The organism is Devosia algicola (assembly GCF_028816455.1).
In the GTDB taxonomy this organism is placed as follows: Bacteria; Pseudomonadota; Alphaproteobacteria; order Rhizobiales; family Devosiaceae; genus Devosia; species Devosia algicola.
This window is the reverse complement of the sequence record NZ_CP118246.1, coordinates 819,115-834,813: the sequence shown is the minus strand read 5'-3', so window position 1 is coordinate 834,813 and position 15,699 is coordinate 819,115. Positions and strand designations below refer to the sequence as shown.

The 15,699-nt window shown below is 57.1% G+C and carries 10 protein-coding genes, 1 tRNA gene and 3 pseudogenes; 10 read left to right on the top strand and 4 right to left on the bottom strand.

All coding sequences use genetic code 11. The features are described from left to right. Positions 1 to 129: 129 nt before the first annotated feature. From PSQ19_RS04375 to PSQ19_RS04365, 3 genes and pseudogenes are all read left to right on the top strand, one after another. The gene (locus PSQ19_RS04375) at positions 130 to 408 is read left to right on the top strand and encodes an FAD assembly factor SdhE (RefSeq protein ID WP_282219766.1); all 279 of its coding nucleotides are present in this window, start codon (positions 130 to 132) and stop codon (positions 406 to 408) included. Continuing rightward, positions 405 to 3,892: pseudogene (gene mfd, locus PSQ19_RS04370) on the top strand (transcription-repair coupling factor). The gene PSQ19_RS04375 and the pseudogene mfd overlap by 4 nt, the downstream one beginning before the upstream one ends. Positions 3,893 to 4,064: 172 nt before the next feature. Beyond that, positions 4,065 to 4,793, top strand: coding sequence for an invasion associated locus B family protein (locus PSQ19_RS04365; RefSeq protein WP_282219765.1), 729 nt, complete (start codon positions 4,065 to 4,067; stop codon positions 4,791 to 4,793). A 60-nt stretch (positions 4,794 to 4,853) separates the two neighbouring features. Here the strand turns inward: PSQ19_RS04365 and PSQ19_RS04360 are convergent, their stop codons facing one another. Genes PSQ19_RS04360 through PSQ19_RS04345 form a run of 4 tightly spaced genes read right to left on the bottom strand, consistent with a single transcriptional unit; the run spans position 4,854 to position 6,943 of the window. Beyond that, positions 4,854 to 5,609: an FAD-dependent monooxygenase gene (locus PSQ19_RS04360; protein WP_282219764.1), complete on the bottom strand. Its 756-nt coding sequence runs from the start codon at positions 5,607 to 5,609 to the stop codon at positions 4,854 to 4,856. Continuing rightward, positions 5,578 to 6,024, bottom strand: coding sequence for an FAD-binding protein (locus tag PSQ19_RS04355; protein ID WP_282219763.1), 447 nt, complete (start codon positions 6,022 to 6,024; stop codon positions 5,578 to 5,580). The genes PSQ19_RS04360 and PSQ19_RS04355 overlap by 32 nt, the downstream gene beginning before the upstream one ends. Further along, positions 6,021 to 6,491, bottom strand: a complete 471-nt coding sequence (locus PSQ19_RS04350) for a DUF6691 family protein (RefSeq protein WP_282219762.1) — start codon at positions 6,489 to 6,491, stop codon at positions 6,021 to 6,023. Before PSQ19_RS04350 ends, PSQ19_RS04355 begins: the two co-directional genes overlap by 4 nt. Further along, positions 6,491 to 6,943 carry a YeeE/YedE family protein gene (locus PSQ19_RS04345; RefSeq protein ID WP_282219761.1) on the bottom strand — a complete coding sequence of 151 codons (453 nt, stop codon included), beginning with the start codon at positions 6,941 to 6,943 and terminating at the stop codon, positions 6,491 to 6,493. The genes PSQ19_RS04350 and PSQ19_RS04345 overlap by 1 nt, the downstream gene beginning before the upstream one ends. Before the next feature lie 199 nt (positions 6,944 to 7,142). On the opposite strand from PSQ19_RS04345, the pseudogene PSQ19_RS04340 reads away from it, so the two are divergent. The 7 genes and pseudogenes from PSQ19_RS04340 to PSQ19_RS04310 form a co-directional block, all read left to right on the top strand. Then, a pseudogene (locus PSQ19_RS04340) lies at positions 7,143 to 7,858 on the top strand (TerC family protein); the annotation flags it as partial. Positions 7,859 to 8,003: 145 nt separating this feature from the next. Beyond that, positions 8,004 to 8,977: pseudogene (locus PSQ19_RS04335) on the top strand (quinone oxidoreductase family protein). Between the two features lie 151 nt (positions 8,978 to 9,128). Beyond that, positions 9,129 to 9,202 (top strand) — tRNA-Cys (locus PSQ19_RS04330). Positions 9,203 to 9,335: 133 nt separating this feature from the next. Beyond that, positions 9,336 to 9,995, top strand: coding sequence for a protein-L-isoaspartate O-methyltransferase family protein (locus tag PSQ19_RS04325; protein ID WP_282219760.1), 660 nt, complete (start codon positions 9,336 to 9,338; stop codon positions 9,993 to 9,995). Positions 9,996 to 10,129: 134 nt separating this feature from the next. After that, positions 10,130 to 11,485, top strand: coding sequence for a TolC family outer membrane protein (locus PSQ19_RS04320; protein WP_282219759.1), 1,356 nt, complete (start codon positions 10,130 to 10,132; stop codon positions 11,483 to 11,485). Positions 11,486 to 11,682: 197 nt separating this feature from the next. Further along, positions 11,683 to 12,498: a DUF2497 domain-containing protein gene (locus tag PSQ19_RS04315; protein WP_282219758.1), complete on the top strand. Its 816-nt coding sequence runs from the start codon at positions 11,683 to 11,685 to the stop codon at positions 12,496 to 12,498. Positions 12,499 to 12,655: 157 nt separating this feature from the next. After that, positions 12,656 to 15,409, top strand: a complete 2,754-nt coding sequence (locus PSQ19_RS04310) for a valine--tRNA ligase (protein WP_282219757.1) — start codon at positions 12,656 to 12,658, stop codon at positions 15,407 to 15,409. Positions 15,410 to 15,699 lie beyond the last annotated feature (290 nt).

Here is a 15,699-nt window from a genome sequence, read left to right as displayed (position 1 = left end):
CCATTGGCCCAAGCCCTAACGTGTGGCGAGGCAAAGAGTGTGGCGTTATGTGCGCAAATTACTGACAAGCGAGAGCAATGACGATATGAAAGCGGACCAATCAACGACCACTCAGGATCTTGGCGCTCAATGACTGCCGGTGACGACATTGCTATTCGCCGAAAGATGATACGGTATCGCGCCTGGCATCGCGGCACTCGGGAGATGGATCTGGTATTGGGGCCGTTTGCGGATGCCCATGTCGAATCGATGGATTCTCCGGCGCTGGACAGGCTGGAGCGGTTGATGAGTGAAGAAGATCCGGCGCTTCTGACCTGGGTGATGGGGCAGGCCACTCCACCAGACAGCGTTGATCGGGCATTTCTGGACATTGTCATTGCCGATCATAGCGCGCGGACCCGTCAATGAACGAAATTGTGCCGATCAAACCGACTCGGACGCTTTCAAACGTGCCCGACGGCATGCAGCCAATGGTTTTGGCACGACTGGTTGAGGACCGGTTGAAAGCGGCGCCGGACGATAGCGCAAGCATCGTATTCGTGGCGCGCGACGGACGGCGCTTGCAGCGCATGGCGGAAGTTCTGAGCCAAATGTTGCCGGGCCATCCGGTCTTGACATTACCAGCCTGGGATTGCCTGCCCTACGACAGGGTGTCGCCGAATGGGGTTACGATTGCGGCGCGGATGAACACACTTGCCGCTCTGACATCAGGTGCCGTCAAGGGCGCCGTGGTTTTGACGGCAGTCAATGCGTTGATCCAGCGGCTGCCGCCGCGTGATGTCGTTGCCGGGATGTCGTTTTCCGCAGTCTCGGGTCGCATGGTCGACAGCGACAAGCTGATCAGCTGGGCGGCAAATAATGGCTATCTGCGCGTGCCGACAGTGCGGGAGTCGGGTGAATATGCCGTACGCGGCGGGCTGGTGGATTTATTTCCAGCCAATGCCGAGTTCCCACTTCGATCTGACTTTTTCGGCCAGACGCTTGAATCAATTCGTACTTTTGATTCTGACACCCAGCGCACAAACGGCACGCTGAAGCGGATCGACCTGACGCCGATGAGCGAAGTGGTGTTGACCGAGGAGACGATCAAGCGCTTTCGGCAAAATTATACGCGCAGTTTTGGCGGCAACACCGCCGACGATCAGCTTTATGCGGCGGTCAGTGGCGGTGCGCGATATTCTGGCGGCGAGCACTGGTTGCCGTTCTTCTATGATCATCTGGACACGCTGGCGCATTATTGCGGTGATGCGCCCTTTGTATTCGATGATCAGGCTGTGGAAGCCTATGGGGATCGCAAGGGGCAGGTCGAGGACTATTACGAAGCCCGCGAAACGGCGCGGATGACGCCGCAAGTTGCGGGGAGTGGCGCGCCATACAAGCCAGTCCCGCCGAGTTTGCTGTATGCGGTGGATGAACATCCCTATGCATTGGCAGGGGCCAGCGTTGTCCAATTGTCGCCATTTCTGGCGTCCAACGCGAGTGATGACGAGGGCGGCCATATTGCGCCCAGTTTTGCCGCCGAGCGGGCGGCAACCGATACCAATTTGTTTGAGGCGGTTGTCGAGCGGCTATTGGCGGAACGACGCGCCGGGCGGCGCACCATCGTTGCCTGTTGGAGCGAGGGCACCCGCGACCGCATGGGGCAGGTGCTCAAGGACCATGGACTAACCAATCCGCGGTTGGCAGAGAATTGGCGGGATGCCGCCAGCACTAGCGCTGCGAACACGTCTCTGGTGGTGTTGGGACTTGAATCCGGGTTTGAAACCAAGGATTTGCTGGTTTTTTCCGAACAGGACATTCTTGGCGAGCGGATTTTGCGGGCGCAACGCAAGAAGAAGGCCAGCGATGCGCTGACGGAAGCTACCAGTTTGGCGGCGGGCGATCTTGTGGTGCATGTCGATCATGGTATCGGCCGGTTTCTGGGTCTCAAGGTCATTCACGCGGGCGGGGCACCGCATGAATGTGTCGAGATCGAATATGCGGGCGACACAAAGCTCTATCTACCGGTAGAAAATATCGAACTACTGTCGCGATATGGTGCGGAGGACGCAGAGGCGCAGCTGGACAAGCTCGGTGGCGTCGCCTGGCAGGCCAAGAAGGGTCGGCTCAAGAAACGCATTCGCGAGATGGCCGAGCAACTCATCAAGATTGCGGCGGCGCGACTGCTTAGCCGCTCAGATCCGGTGGAAATCCAGCCGGGTGCCTATGATGAATTTGTGGCGCGTTTTCCCTATGAGGAAACCGAGGACCAATTGGCGGCGGTCGACGCGGTGTTTGAAGATCTGACCGCCGGCAAGGTAATGGATCGGCTAGTGTGCGGCGATGTGGGTTTTGGCAAGACCGAAGTCGCACTGCGCGCCACATTTGCGGTGGCGCTTGGCGGCCAACAGGTCGCGGTGGTCGTGCCGACAACGTTGTTGGCACGGCAGCATTTCAAGACCTTCAAGGAGCGCTTTGCCGGTCTGCCGGTCAATGTGCGGCATGCATCGCGCCTGGTGTCGTCAGCGGAACTGAAATCAGTCAGGGAAGGGCTGGCCGACGGTCAGGTCGATATTGTTGTCGGCACGCATGCCCTTCTGGCCAAGTCGATCAGTTTCAAAAACCTTGGACTGTTGATCATCGATGAGGAACAGCATTTTGGCGTTGGCCACAAGGAGCGGCTCAAGGAACTCAAGGATAATGTGCATGTACTGACGCTGACGGCGACGCCGATTCCGCGCACCTTGCAGTTGGCGCTGACCGGTGTGCGAGATCTGTCGCTATTGGCGACGCCGCCGGTTGATCGGTTGGCGATCCGCACCTTTATTTCACCGTTCGATCCGTTGAGTGTGCGTGAAGCTTTGCTTCGGGAAAAATATCGCGGCGGGCAGGCGTTTTATGTGGTGCCCCGGATTAAGGATCAGCCGGAAATCGCCGAATTTCTTACCACGCAAGTGCCAGAGGTGTCGTTTGTCGTTGCCAACGGCCAAATGGCGCCGGGGCAGCCTCGATGATATCATGAACGCGTTTTATGATGGCAAGTTCGACGTGCTGGTGGCAACCACGATTGTTGAATCGGGCCTCGATATTCCCAATGCGAATACATTGATCGTGCATCGTGCCGACAATTTTGGTCTGGCGCAGGCTCTATCGGATCCGAGGCCGCATCGGACGTTCAAAGGCCCGAGCCTATTCGCTGTTTACCGTGCCACCCGACCGCAAGATGACTGATACAGCGGAGCGGCGACTGGGCGTGTTGCAGTCGCTGGAAAGCCTTGGCGCCGGTTTTCAGCTGGCCAGCCACGATCTGGACATTCGTGGTGCGGGCAATCTGCTGGGCGACGAGCAATCCGGTCACATTCGCGAGGTCGGGTTTGAGCTCTATCAATCCATGCTAGAGGAAGCGGTGGCAAACCTGCGCAGCGGGCAGGAGGACTATCAGGATACCAATGAGTGGAGCCCGCAGATATCGCTGGGTATGCCGGTAATGATTCCAGAGACCTATGTGCCTGATCTGCAGTTGCGCATGCAGCTCTATCGGCAGCTGGGTGATCTCAGTGATGTCCGCGAAATTGATGCGGCTGGCGCTGAATTGATCGACCGGTTTGGGCCTTTGCCGGAAGAAGTTGAAGGTTTGCTCAAGGTGATACTTGTCAAAGCCTTGTGCAGGGTCGCAAATGTTGAAAAAGTAGACGCCGGACCAAAGGGAGCGGTCATAACTTTGCGCAACAATGAATTCCCCAATCCAGAGGCTCTGGTCAGGCTGGTTTCCGATGTTGCCAACCAGGTTCGGATCAAACCTGATCAAAAACTGGTGTTCGCGCGGCACTGGCCAACCGCCGAAGCGCGCCTGAAAGGGGCTGCCGCGATATTGTCGCGGATGGCCAAACTGGCTGAAAACGCTGAGGTATGAGCGAGTTCAGCCAAAAATGTTACCGGGCGGCAGACGATTCGCCACACTTTGTCTATAAAGATTTGGCAAGACCATACGGTCATGTTATTGCCCGAATTCAGCACTTGAAGAGCGGTCTATGCAAGGTGGCAGCAATGGCCATCGGGACTGCCAAGGAAGCCAAGGAAATTCTATGAACCTCAGGAAACCTATCGTCGCCGGAATTTCGGTGGCCGCGATGCTGCTGTCCGCAATATCTGCGCATGCCCAGGACAATTCAGCGCCCGTTCCGGCCACCGCCACGCCAGTGCCGTCGCAGGCCGACGCGCCGACGCCACCGGCTGTGTCCAGCCCATGGCTCAAAGTGTGTGGCGATCCGATGGAAGACGGCAAGAAAGCCTGCATCATGAGCCAACAGATCGTGGTCAATGGTCAGCCCCTCGCCTCGTTTACGCTGCGTGATGATCCAGGCCAGGAAAGCCGCTTGCTAGCGGTAGCGCAATTGCCGCTGGGCGTATTGTTGCCGTTCAGCCTGACCTGGCAGATCGACAGCGCCAAGCCAGTCCGCGTGCCGTTCATGCTGTGCGATCCCGGCGGGTGCAGTTCGCAATTGGTTATTAACGAGGCCTATGTGAATTCGCTCAAGCACGGCAATACGCTAAAGCTGACTGCGAAAAATCGCTTCAACAAGGATCTGGTAATCAGCGTTTCGCTCGCGGGGTTCACGGCCAAATATGACGGTGAGCAGGACTATTCCTGGGACGAGTTCCAGAAAATTGCCAGCGGTCAGAGCGCATTGGACCAGAATAGTGGTGGAGCAGCCCTTGAAAAGGGTGTTGCCGACCAAGCCGAAGAATTGCGCAAGAAGCTCACCGAAAGCGTAAAGCCGGATGGTGAGGCCCCGGCGGCACCTGCCAACTAGAATTTGACAGATTGAGGAACGCGAAAAGGGTGCCGGTTGGTGCCCTTTTTTTGTTGCTACCTAGCGGGCGCCCATGCCAATGGCAAACGCCTGTTTGCGAAGCGCGGGCAGCAGTTTCAGGGCCCACAGGCCACCAGCACGCAGGGCTTGAGCCGGCAGCATTTCCAGCAGCAGCGAGCGAAAGAGAGTATCTACAATTGTGCTGGTTCGTCCTAAGTCCGATTGACGTCGTCGGGCATAGTCGCGACTGGCGCTGGTCGCCCAATCCGGTTCTTTTGTATCTGTCAATTCAAGAACAGCGGACAGATCGGCAACGTCGCGCAGACCGAGGTTCAAGCCTTGTGCTCCGATTGGCGGGAAGGCGTGGGCGGCTTCACCAACAAGGGCAATGCCGTCACCGCCTGCGGTCTCGACGGTCAGGGTGCTCAGCGGAAAAATGAAGCTGGGCGAAAGGAGTTGCAAAGCACCAAACAGGCGTTGTGACTTGTCCATCAGATGAGCAGTGAGGGCTTCAGTACCCAAAGACTGGGCTTGTTTGAGCGTAACCGCCTGGTCGATCCAGACCAGATTGGCGCGGTTGCCGCCAGCTGGCACGAAGGTGAACGGGCCGTTTGGATAGTGAAATTCCACCGACGCGCCATCCAAAGGGCGCGATAACGCCAGATCGCATACCAGAGCAGATTGCGCGAATGCATGTTCACGGGCTTCAAAGCCAGCGGCGCCCCGCACGAATGATTTTTTACCATCGGCACCAACAACAAATCCAGCTTCAAGGCTTGAACCGTCAGAGAGCGCGAGGGTATGAGAGCCTGCCATTGGCAGTAAGCGCTGCAAGCGTGCTGGGAGAGGTTGTGAGATTGCCAAGCGATTGCGAGGCGCGCTTGAAATTTTCGGTTAGTTGGCTATTGGCGAAGTTCCAACCAAATGCCGCCAATCCGGCCTCTTGGGCGTCGAACAGAGTTTCGGGCGCGCGCAACAGGCGGTTGGTCGAGTCGATAATGCGAATTTGGGTGAGGGGGTGGCCAATCGCTTGCGGTGCTTCGATTAGACCGGCGTGCATCAGATATCGCACGCTCGGCATCATCAAGGCCGATGTGCGACGGTCAGGTGGTGCGTCAGGGGACAGGTGTATGGTTTCCAGACCGGTTTTGGCGGCAGCGATCGCGCTAGCCAGTCCGGTCAGGCCGCCGCCGACGACCGCGACATCATAGTTTTTCTTGAGCTGTTTCATTGGGCATTGGCAAGTCGCTTGGCGTGCCCGCTGGGCACAATGGCGCTGCCAGCATAGGATCCGATGAACAGGGTGACCAGAAATATCCACAGTTCGTTGGGAAGAAAGGCGACCAGCGAAATTGCGGGCCCCGGGCAGAGGCCCGACATGCCCCAACCAACGCCGAAAAGCGCAGCGCCGATGATTAGTCGACGGTCAATATTGTGATATTCGGGTTCGTGGAATTCAATATCAAACAGCGGCGCGGCGCGCTTGCGGCCATACTTCACGGCTACGAACATGACTAATATCGCGGGCACAATAACGAATGCCAGACTCGGGTCCCAGTCACCGGTCGGGATGGCGGTAAAATCGAGAAAGCGCAGTACTTTGGTGGGATCGACCATTTGAGAGACATACAGTCCAGCGCCGAAAAGGGCGCCGCTGAGCGCGGCCGTCGCCAGATAAGATGGGCGCAATCTGTGCATCAGACTATTCCGGTAACGGTTACGGTGACGATGGCGACACCGAAAAAGACCAGCACGGCCACAACAGAACGGCGCGACAGGCGCGCAAGACCACAGACGCCGTGACCGGAGGTGCAGCCATTGCCGATCTTGGTGCCGATGCCGGTCAACAGGCCAGCGATGGCAATCCAGACTGGCGTCGGGATTGACCAGCCATCGGGCGCGGCCATAAGCGCGGCGGGGCGATCACCACCAACACCGAGACCTGGCCATAGACGCGCCGCCAGAAATGTGGCTGCGATCAGGGACACCAAAAAGACCAGACGCCATACAATTGTTTGCGCTGGCGGCAGCAACTGACCAAAAATTCCGGAAATGCCAGCGAGGCGTCCGTTGCCAAGCCAAAGAACGGCACTGGCAAGGCCAATCAATAGCCCGCCCAAGGTGGCGGACAGCGGCGAAAAAGCGTCCATAACTATCTGTTCCAGTTCGACTTACTATACGAATATTAGCATTGTCGAATATGCCAAACCAGTGTGGCGGCGATGCTGCAATTCTTTAGAGTCTGTGGTCGTTGAAAAACTAGTGCGTAAAACCGCCCGGTTTTGGCTTTTATGTGCGGGCCGCTGCCTTTAGAGATAAAGCGCGGAATGAATCTTTATGGAGCATCAGATGCTTGAGTTGTTGAGTGATCCCAACGCCTGGATCGCCCTTGGTACGCTGACTGTCATGGAAATCGTGCTCGGCATCGACAATATCGTCTTCATTTCCGTGCTGGTGTCGCGGCTGCCCAGCGCGCAGGCGGACAAGGCCCGCAAGCTGGGATTGGCACTGGCGCTGATTTTCCGCATCCTGCTGCTGCTGGTAATCAGTTGGATCATTGGCCTGACACAACCGGTAATCAGCGCCCTCGGTCTCGATCTGTCGTGGAAGGATATAATCCTGATCGCCGGGGGGTGTTTCTGGTTTACAAGGCCACCCACGAGATGCACGCGGCCATTGAGGAGCCGCATGAAGTTGACCTGATACAGGCGGCAAAGGCGTCCTTTTCTGCGATCATCATCCAGATCATCATTATCGACATGGTGTTCTCCATTGACTCAATCGTTACGGCCGTGGGCATGGCCGAACATGTCGAGGTGATGATCGCTGCTGTGATCATTGCCGTGGGCGTCATGTTCGTGGCATCGGGGCCGGTGGCCAAATTTGTCTCAGACCATCCCACGGTAAAAATGCTGGCGCTGGCATTCCTGCTGCTTATAGGCGTGTCGCTGGTCGCTGATGGCCTCGGATTCCATATTCCCAAGGGCTATATCTACTCCGCCATGGGATTTTCTGTGTTGGTGGAGGCTGTCAACATGGTCATGCGGCAACGAAAGCTCGCAAAGGTCGGTGCGCAAAAGACTGGTGCCACAACCGGGGGGCACCGCATGCACCGTCGCCCGCCAAACCCAAAACCAAAAGTAAATCTACGCCCGCAGCGCGCGCTCAGTCGCGACCCAAATCGGCGCCACGCAAACCCAAGGTATAAGTATGACTCAAGCTATTGTTGTTGAGAAAAACGGTGGGCCGGACTGCCTGAGCCTTCAGGATATAGCCGTGCACGCGCCAGCCGCAGGGCAATTGCAGAATCCGCCAGACGGCCATTGGGGTCAATTTCATCGATACTTATCAGCGCTCGGGCCTTTACAAGATCGAGTTGCCATTTGTGGCAGGCAATGAGGGTGTTGGTATTGTCACGAACGTCGGTGCGGATGTTTCGGGTTTTTCGGTCGGCGACCGGGTTACCTATCAGGGGCAGGTAGGGGCCTATAGCGCCGAGCGGTTACTTGTGGCGGAAAAAGCCATTCCGGTGCCCGAGGGTATTGAGGATGAGACCGTTGCCGCGATTATGCTTAAAGGCATGACGGCCTATTATCTGCTGTTCAAGACCTGGCCACTGGCTGCGGGTGAAACAATTCTCTATCACGCGGCGGCAGGCGGTGTTGGATTGATTGCCTGCCAGTGGGCCAAAGCCATTGGGGCCCGGGTCATCGGCACCGCGGGCAGTGCGGAAAAGCTGGCACTGGCCAAGGCTCACGGCTGTGACGAGGTGATCAATTATCGAGAGGAAGACTTTGCCGAACGTGTCAGGGAATTGACCGATGGGCGTGGAGTCGATGTTGTTTATGACGGCGTTGGCAAAGATACGTTTGAAAAGTCTCTGGACTGTTTGCGTCCGCGCGGGCTGATGGTCAGCTTTGGCAATGCATCTGGCCCGGTGTCCGTGCCCGACCTTGGGATTTTGGCCCGCAAGGGTTCGCTATATGTGACGCGACCGACATCGGCGCACTATTTTGCCCAACGAGCCTGAATTGCTGCAGGCGGCGAAAGCGATTTTCGACGTGGTCAAATCAGGTAAGGTCAAGGTAGAAATCGGCGCCACATATCGGCTTGCGGAGGCGGCCACGGCGCACACGGCACTTGAGGGGCGCCAGACCACTGGTTCTGTGGTGCTGCTGCCGTAGATCGCAAGGAATCGTTGGCGCAGTCGCATGTAAAGCAATGGCTGTGTGTGCGCGCGCGTGCGGATAGTGGCAATCGTCAATCAGAAAATTAGGAATGATTGGTCTGGGCTATTGCATATGTCATTTCCGTAAAATACTAAGCGCGGCTAGAGGCCACGTGGCGGAGTGGTGACGCAGCGGATTGCAAATCCGCGTACCCCGGTTCAATTCCGGGCGTGGCCTCCAAACTCAATCCATCAATCCAGCAGCATCGGGCGTGACGGTTGCCTATTGCCGCACGCGTGGTCTCTGTGCTTGCGCATTGGGGGTGAAACGGATATTCACGTCCAGCATATGAGTAGAGTCAGGGCGGCTACGAATGGACGAACTTATCAAGGCGCGCAAACATATGGTGGACAACCAGTTGCGCACCAGCGGGATCACCGACTGGCGTATTCTGGCCGTCATGAGCAGTATTCCCAGGGAAAATTTCGTACCTGAATCGCATCGTGTGGTGGCCTATTCCGACAAATATCTGCCGGTGACGATTGGCAATGGCCCAACGCGGTATCTTGGCGCAGCCGCGCCATTTGCCAAGCTGGTTCAACTGGCTGATGTGGGGCCATCCGATACGGTCCTCGATGTCGGAGCCGCGACGGGATATTCCACGGCGGTTCTGGCCGGGCTGGCGGCTAGCGTAACGGGTCTCGAAATTGATCCGGCCATGGTTACGGCGGCCAATGTGCACCTGTCCGCTCTCGGCATTGACAACGCCAAGGTTGTGCCGGGCCCGTTGGCTGATGGGGTCAAAGGCCAATATAGCGTCATTGTGGTTGAGGGGATGGTTGCATCCGTGCCTGAACCGTTGCTTGACCAGTTGGCGGATGGTGGACGACTGGTGGCGCTGATCGCCAATGGCGGTCCTGCGGTCGCTCATATTTTCGTGCGAACCGGCAACGAAGTCGCGGGACGGGCAGAGTTCAATGCAAATCTGCCGCCGCTGCCACTGGAGCCACAGGCATTGGCATTCGAGTTTTAGGCATATTTGCCGGCATGTGTTGCTTGGCAACCACGCTCGAACATTAAATATTCAACAAATTGGGTCACCCTCAAGCGATTAGTTGTGTGACCGTTGTGCCCGGCTTAGTATTTGCGGGATTGGAGAGACTGGTAATGAAAATTAGAGCTCAGGTATTCGCTAGTGCACTAGCGATGGCGGCCCTTGGTGTGACGGGCGTGCAGGCGCAATCGATCACCCAGGCGCTGACGAGAGCCTATCAGTATGCACCGGATCTGGCATCGGCCGAACTTGCCGCCAAAGTGTCGAGCGAAGGAATTGTTGCGGCCAAGTCGGCCAAGCTGCCACAGTTAGGCGCGACCGTCAGCGGCGACTATTCAGTGCGCGGGGTCGGTGGCGGTTTTACCGATACGCAGAGCCTGTCTGCCGGTCTTGGCTATAGCCAGAACATTTTTGACAGCAACAAGACCGATTCCAACGTTGAAGCGGCGCGTGCGGGCGCGCAAGCTGCTGAATACAATATTCGCAATACCGAGCAAAACGTGCTGCTGGCAGTTGTGCAGGCCTATATGGCGGTGCTGAGCGGCCGTCAGCTGGTGCAATTGCAATCTGAAAACCAGACATTTTACCAGGCGCAGCTCAAGTCAGCGCGTGATCGACTGGACGTTGGCGAGGGCACTCGCATCGATGTGGCGCAAGCAGAGGCGCGACTGGCACAGGGCGTGGCGACTTACAGGGCTGCGGTAAATTCTCTCGAGATCAGCCAGGCGACCTTTCAGCGCTATGTTGGCCAAAAGCCGGGCAACCTGAATCCATCGCATAATTATTCTCGCCTTATTCCTCGTACGCTTGATGCTGCCATCGCAGAAGCCGAAGGGGGGCACCCAGCCATTCTTATGGCAAAGGCAGCCATTCGAGCCGCGCAAGCGGGTGGTGATGCTGCCAAAGCCGCATTTGGACCAACGGTGTCGTTGACCGGGTCGGTGGGCATGGGCGTGACCGATACCGCGCCGACCCCAGTCGTTAGCGGCGCTATCGGGTTCAAGATTTCGGTGCCGATCTATGCTGGCGGCGCTATCGGCTCCGGTGTGCGCAAGGCAAACCTGCAGCAGATCAAGTCCGAAGTTGACGCGATGTCCTCGTACGATCGGGTGCGTGAATCGGTCATTTCGGCGTGGTCGGGCGTTCAAAGTGCTGACTCACAGATTCAAGCCGCGCAGTCGGCGGTTTCGGCCGGTCAAGAAGTGCTGAGTGGGGTCATTCAGGAGCGGGATCTCGGCGCGCGGACGACGCTGGATGTGCTCAATGCGCAAAGCGATCTGACCACTGCTCGCCAAAGCCTGATAACGGCGTCGAGCAACAAGGTGATCGCGACATTTTCCCTGTTGTCAGCAATTGGCCATTTGACCGCTACCGATCTTGGATTGTCGGTAACCGTGAAAACGGCCGAGCCGTACACCGCGACTGTCGAGGATGTTTGGCAAGAACTGCGCTCGGTCAGCGATAACTAATCGATCACCGCAAATTCAACACAACTTATGGTGGCCGGGCTCGTCCCGGCCACAAGTTTTAGGGGAAGACCTGAAACAGTTGTCTTGTAACGATTCCTTAATTCATGCGCCCGGTTTAAGGTGCTTGCGCGAATCAGAGCGAATGCCGCAGCGGACGGCATATTGTTTCGATGCCAGTGCATGAGTAAGAGGCGAATATGAACAAGCCTGCGACCAAAGAACCGTCAATGGATGAAATCCTGTCGTCGATCAGACAGATTATTGCCGATGACGACGCTGCGGGGGTGCCACGCAAGCCTAATTTGCAGGCCGCGCCGCCGCCGATGCAGGCCGCGCCGGTCCAAACTAACACTGCTGTCGATGAAGACGACGGCTTCGATGAGATGGAGCCGCTCGCGCTATCATCTGCGCAAATGCTGCCGGAAGCGACGCCAAGTGGCAGTGAGGTGAATTTCGATGAAATTCTGGCCGATGCCGCGGTAGAAGACGAGGACGCGGTGGATGTCGGGAACCTGGTTGATCCCGACGATATTGGGTTTGAGCCAGATCCCGAACCGGAAGCTGCGCCCGAAGTTGCCCGCGCGCCTGAGCCGGAACCTGAACCAGAGTTGGCCCGCTTGCCGGAGCCTGAACCAGAGCCGGTAGTTGCAGCGACGCCTGAGCCCGAGCCTGCAATGATTAGCGAGGCGCAATCGACGCCAACATCCAATGCTGAAGCGTTTGACCAAACGCCACCACCGCATCAGATATCGGAAAAGCCATCGCCCATGCCCGACGCAAATTTGAGCCGTGACATGGCAGCGCAACTGGTCGAACCTGCTACCAATGCGGCGGTTCGGAGCACGTTCGCCAAGCTCAATAATCTGGGTCTTGGTAATCAGGGCGTCACCATTGAGTCGATGATGCGCGACATGTTGCGACCGATGCTCAAGGAATGGCTGGACGAAAATCTGCCTTCCGTGGTCGAGCGCATGGTTGAAAAAGAGATCACGCGCGTTTCACGCGGCGAGTAGGTCTATTAGCCACTGCATTTGGTCCGTCAGCGTGACGGGCCTGCGCATCGTGGTTGACCCTGCCGCCAGCATTTGCTTGAAGACATGAAATTCCTTTATCGGCCCGTCCGAATCCGACTGTGGATTTTGGCGGGCTGTTGCTGTTGAGAGTGGGAAGATGATCGAAAAAACCTATGAGCCGGGCAGCGTCGAAGGGCGCATTTACGAGCAGTGGCTGAAGGCCAATGCCTTTGCGGCGGGTGCGGGCGCCGCGCCAGGCGCTGACACATTTTCGATTGTCATTCCACCGCCGAATGTCACCGGGTCGCTACATGTGGGGCACGCGCTTAACAATACCATTCAGGACATTCTGGTGCGGTTCAACCGGATGCTGAAAAAAGATGTGCTGTGGCAACCGGGAATGGATCATGCGGGCATCGCTACCCAAATGATCGTTGAGCGGCAACTGATGGAGGCGCAGGAGCCATCGCGTCGCGATATGGGGCGTGAAGAATTTCTGCGCCGGGTATGGCAATGGAAAGGCGAAAGCGGCGGCACAATTATGAATCAGTTGAAGCGCTTGGGTGCGTCTGCTGATTTTTCGCGTGAACGCTTTACAATGGGGGAGAACGGGGCACCGGACGATCAAATGGTGCGCGCCGTCACCAAGGTTTTCGTAGAACTGCATGAACGGGGCTTGATCTACCGGGCCAAACGGTTGGTGAATTGGCATCCGGGACTGGAAACCGCGATTTCTGATCTTGAAGTCGAAAACATTGAGGTCAACGGCCATATGTGGCATCTGCGCTATCCGCTGGCGGATGGCGTCACCTATGAATTTCCCATCGAATTTGATGAGGATGGGCGGCCGACCGCATTCGAAACGCGCGATTATGTCATCGTGGCTACGACGCGGCCTGAAACCATGTTGGGCGATAGCGGGGTCGCGGTGCATCCCGACGACGAGCGCTATGCGTCGCTGGTCGGCAAATTCGTTGATCTGCCTTTGGTGGGGCGGCGCATTCCCATCGTTGCCGACGAATATGCCGATCCGAGCCTGGGGTCGGGTGCGGTCAAGATCACGCCGGCGCATGATTTCAACGACTTCGAGGTTGGCGTTCGCAACGATCTTGAACAGATCAATATTTTCACTACGCGTGGCGAGATCATAGATACGGCACCGGAGGCCTATCGCGGCCTTGACCGTTTTGTGGCACGCAAGCGCATTGTCGTCGATCTCACGGCACTGGCAGAAGAAAATTCGACACGCGGTCTCGACCATATCGAGGACAAGAAAATCATGGTGCCCCATGATGAAAAGTCCAAGCTGGTGGTTATAGAGCCGTTCCTGACGGATCAATGGTGGGTTAAAGCCGATGTCATGGCTGGACCTGCGCTGGCCTCGGTCCGCGAGGGCCGAACCCGGTTCGTGCCGCAGCAATATGAAAATACCTATTTTGCCTGGCTCGAAAACATTAAACCCTGGTGTATCTCGCGCCAATTGTGGTGGGGACATCAGATTCCCGCATGGTACGGGCCCGACAATCGTGCCTTTGTTGCCCACACCGACTTCGAAGCGCAGGCCGCGGCCAACGCCCACTATGGCAAGCCGGTAGTGCTACGTCGCGACGAGGATGTGCTTGATACCTGGTTTTCGTCGGCCCTTTGGCCGTTTTCGACCATGGGCTGGCCGGACGAAACTGCTGAATTGAAACGCTATTTTCCAACCAGCGTGTTGGTCACCGGCTTTGATATCATCTTCTTCTGGGTCGCCCGAATGATGATGATGAGCCTTGAGTTTGAAAAGACCGAGCCGTTCCACACCGTCTATATGCATGCGCTGGTCCGCGACGAAAAGGGCCAGAAGATGAGTAAAACCAAGGGGAACGTCATCGATCCGCTTGCACTTATTGATCAGTATGGCGCCGATGCCACCCGGTTCACGCTGGCGGCAATGGCCGCGCAGGGGCGGGACATACGACTGGCGATCAATCGGGTCGAGGGCTATCGCAACTTTGTCACCAAGCTATGGAACGCGGCGCGGTTTCTGGAAATGAACGAGTGCCGCCGGGTCGAGGGCTATGATGCCAAGGCCAATCGCCTGCCGCTGAATCGTTGGATCGTGGGTGCTACGGCGCGCGCGGCAACGGCGATCACCAAGGGTATTGCAGACTACAAGTTCAATGAGGCGGCCAACGCCGCTTATGACTTCGTCTGGGGCACGTTCTGCGACTGGTATGTAGAATTCGCCAAGCCGATTTTCATGGGTGATGATGCCTCGGCAAAGGCCGAAACGCGCGCAACGGCTGCTTATGTCCTGGATCAGATTTTGAAGCTCTTGCATCCGTTCATGCCGTTTGTAACCGAAGAATTGTGGGCGGAAACCGGCAAGCACGGGCCGGCACGCGACGGTCTGTTGATGTTGCAGGAATGGCCGCACCTTGAAGGTCTTGAGGATCCTGAGGCGGACGCGGATCTCAACTGGCTGCTGAATGTCATTTCCAGCGTTCGATCGGTCCGCACGGAAATGAATGTGCCCGCGTCGGCCAAGTTGCCGCTGATCATGGTTGGCGCAGACGAAACAACATTGCGTCGACTGGTAGCCAGCACGTCGCTGATTACACGGTTGGCGCGTCTGGAAGAAATCTCGCCACAATCGGAGATTCCGAGCGGTTCGGCGCAATTTGTGGTGGGCGAAGCCACTTGGGCGCTGCCGCTTGCCGGGTTTATCGATCTGGAGGTTGAAAAGGCGCGGTTGGCCAAGGATATCGGCAAACTTGAAGGCGAAATCGCCGGCGTCGACAAGAAACTGGCCAACGCGCAATTTGTCGCCAAGGCGCCGACCGAAGTCATCGAGGAGCAAAAGAGCCGCCGCGAGGCAGCGATTGATCGTCGCGATCGTATCGGGGCGGCGCTGGCGCGACTGAGTTAGCCATTTGAAGGCGGTTGTCGGCGATTGGTATATTCGGGACGTGAAACGATGTGGCCGGGCAGGGCTGGTGTTCGACCCCAGGATATGTCGGCGGCTCAAGCCAAAGGACTGCGCCAAATTGTTGTGTTGAATCCGCAACAGCCAAATGTGATTCAAACACCAGGCCGTTGCGTCAATGATTTGGCGAGACTTATTGCCACAATGTAGGGGTACAAGAGGTCAATGAGCGACGGCAACGCAATGCCAAGCTCGCAATCATGTGATGGCTTTGCCACCTTTTTGACCTCAGC

Excerpts from the sequence above, each read along its gene's own strand:
- PSQ19_RS04320 (WP_282219759.1), top strand. The coding sequence starts at position 10,130 with ATGAAAATTAGAGCTCAGGTATTCGCTAGTGCACTAGCGATGGCGGCC.
- PSQ19_RS04350 (WP_282219762.1), bottom strand. The coding sequence starts at position 6,491 with ATGCACAGATTGCGCCCATCTTATCTGGCGACGGCCGCGCTCAGCGGC.
- PSQ19_RS04375 (WP_282219766.1), top strand. The coding sequence starts at position 130 with ATGACTGCCGGTGACGACATTGCTATTCGCCGAAAGATGATACGGTAT.
- PSQ19_RS04365 (WP_282219765.1), top strand. The coding sequence starts at position 4,065 with ATGAACCTCAGGAAACCTATCGTCGCCGGAATTTCGGTGGCCGCGATG.
- PSQ19_RS04310 (WP_282219757.1), top strand. The coding sequence starts at position 12,656 with ATGATCGAAAAAACCTATGAGCCGGGCAGCGTCGAAGGGCGCATTTAC.
- PSQ19_RS04315 (WP_282219758.1), top strand. The coding sequence starts at position 11,683 with ATGAACAAGCCTGCGACCAAAGAACCGTCAATGGATGAAATCCTGTCG.
- PSQ19_RS04325 (WP_282219760.1), top strand. The coding sequence starts at position 9,336 with ATGGACGAACTTATCAAGGCGCGCAAACATATGGTGGACAACCAGTTG.
- PSQ19_RS04355 (WP_282219763.1), bottom strand. The coding sequence starts at position 6,024 with ATGAAACAGCTCAAGAAAAACTATGATGTCGCGGTCGTCGGCGGCGGC.
- PSQ19_RS04360 (WP_282219764.1), bottom strand. The coding sequence starts at position 5,609 with ATGGCAGGCTCTCATACCCTCGCGCTCTCTGACGGTTCAAGCCTTGAA.
- PSQ19_RS04345 (WP_282219761.1), bottom strand. The coding sequence starts at position 6,943 with ATGGACGCTTTTTCGCCGCTGTCCGCCACCTTGGGCGGGCTATTGATT.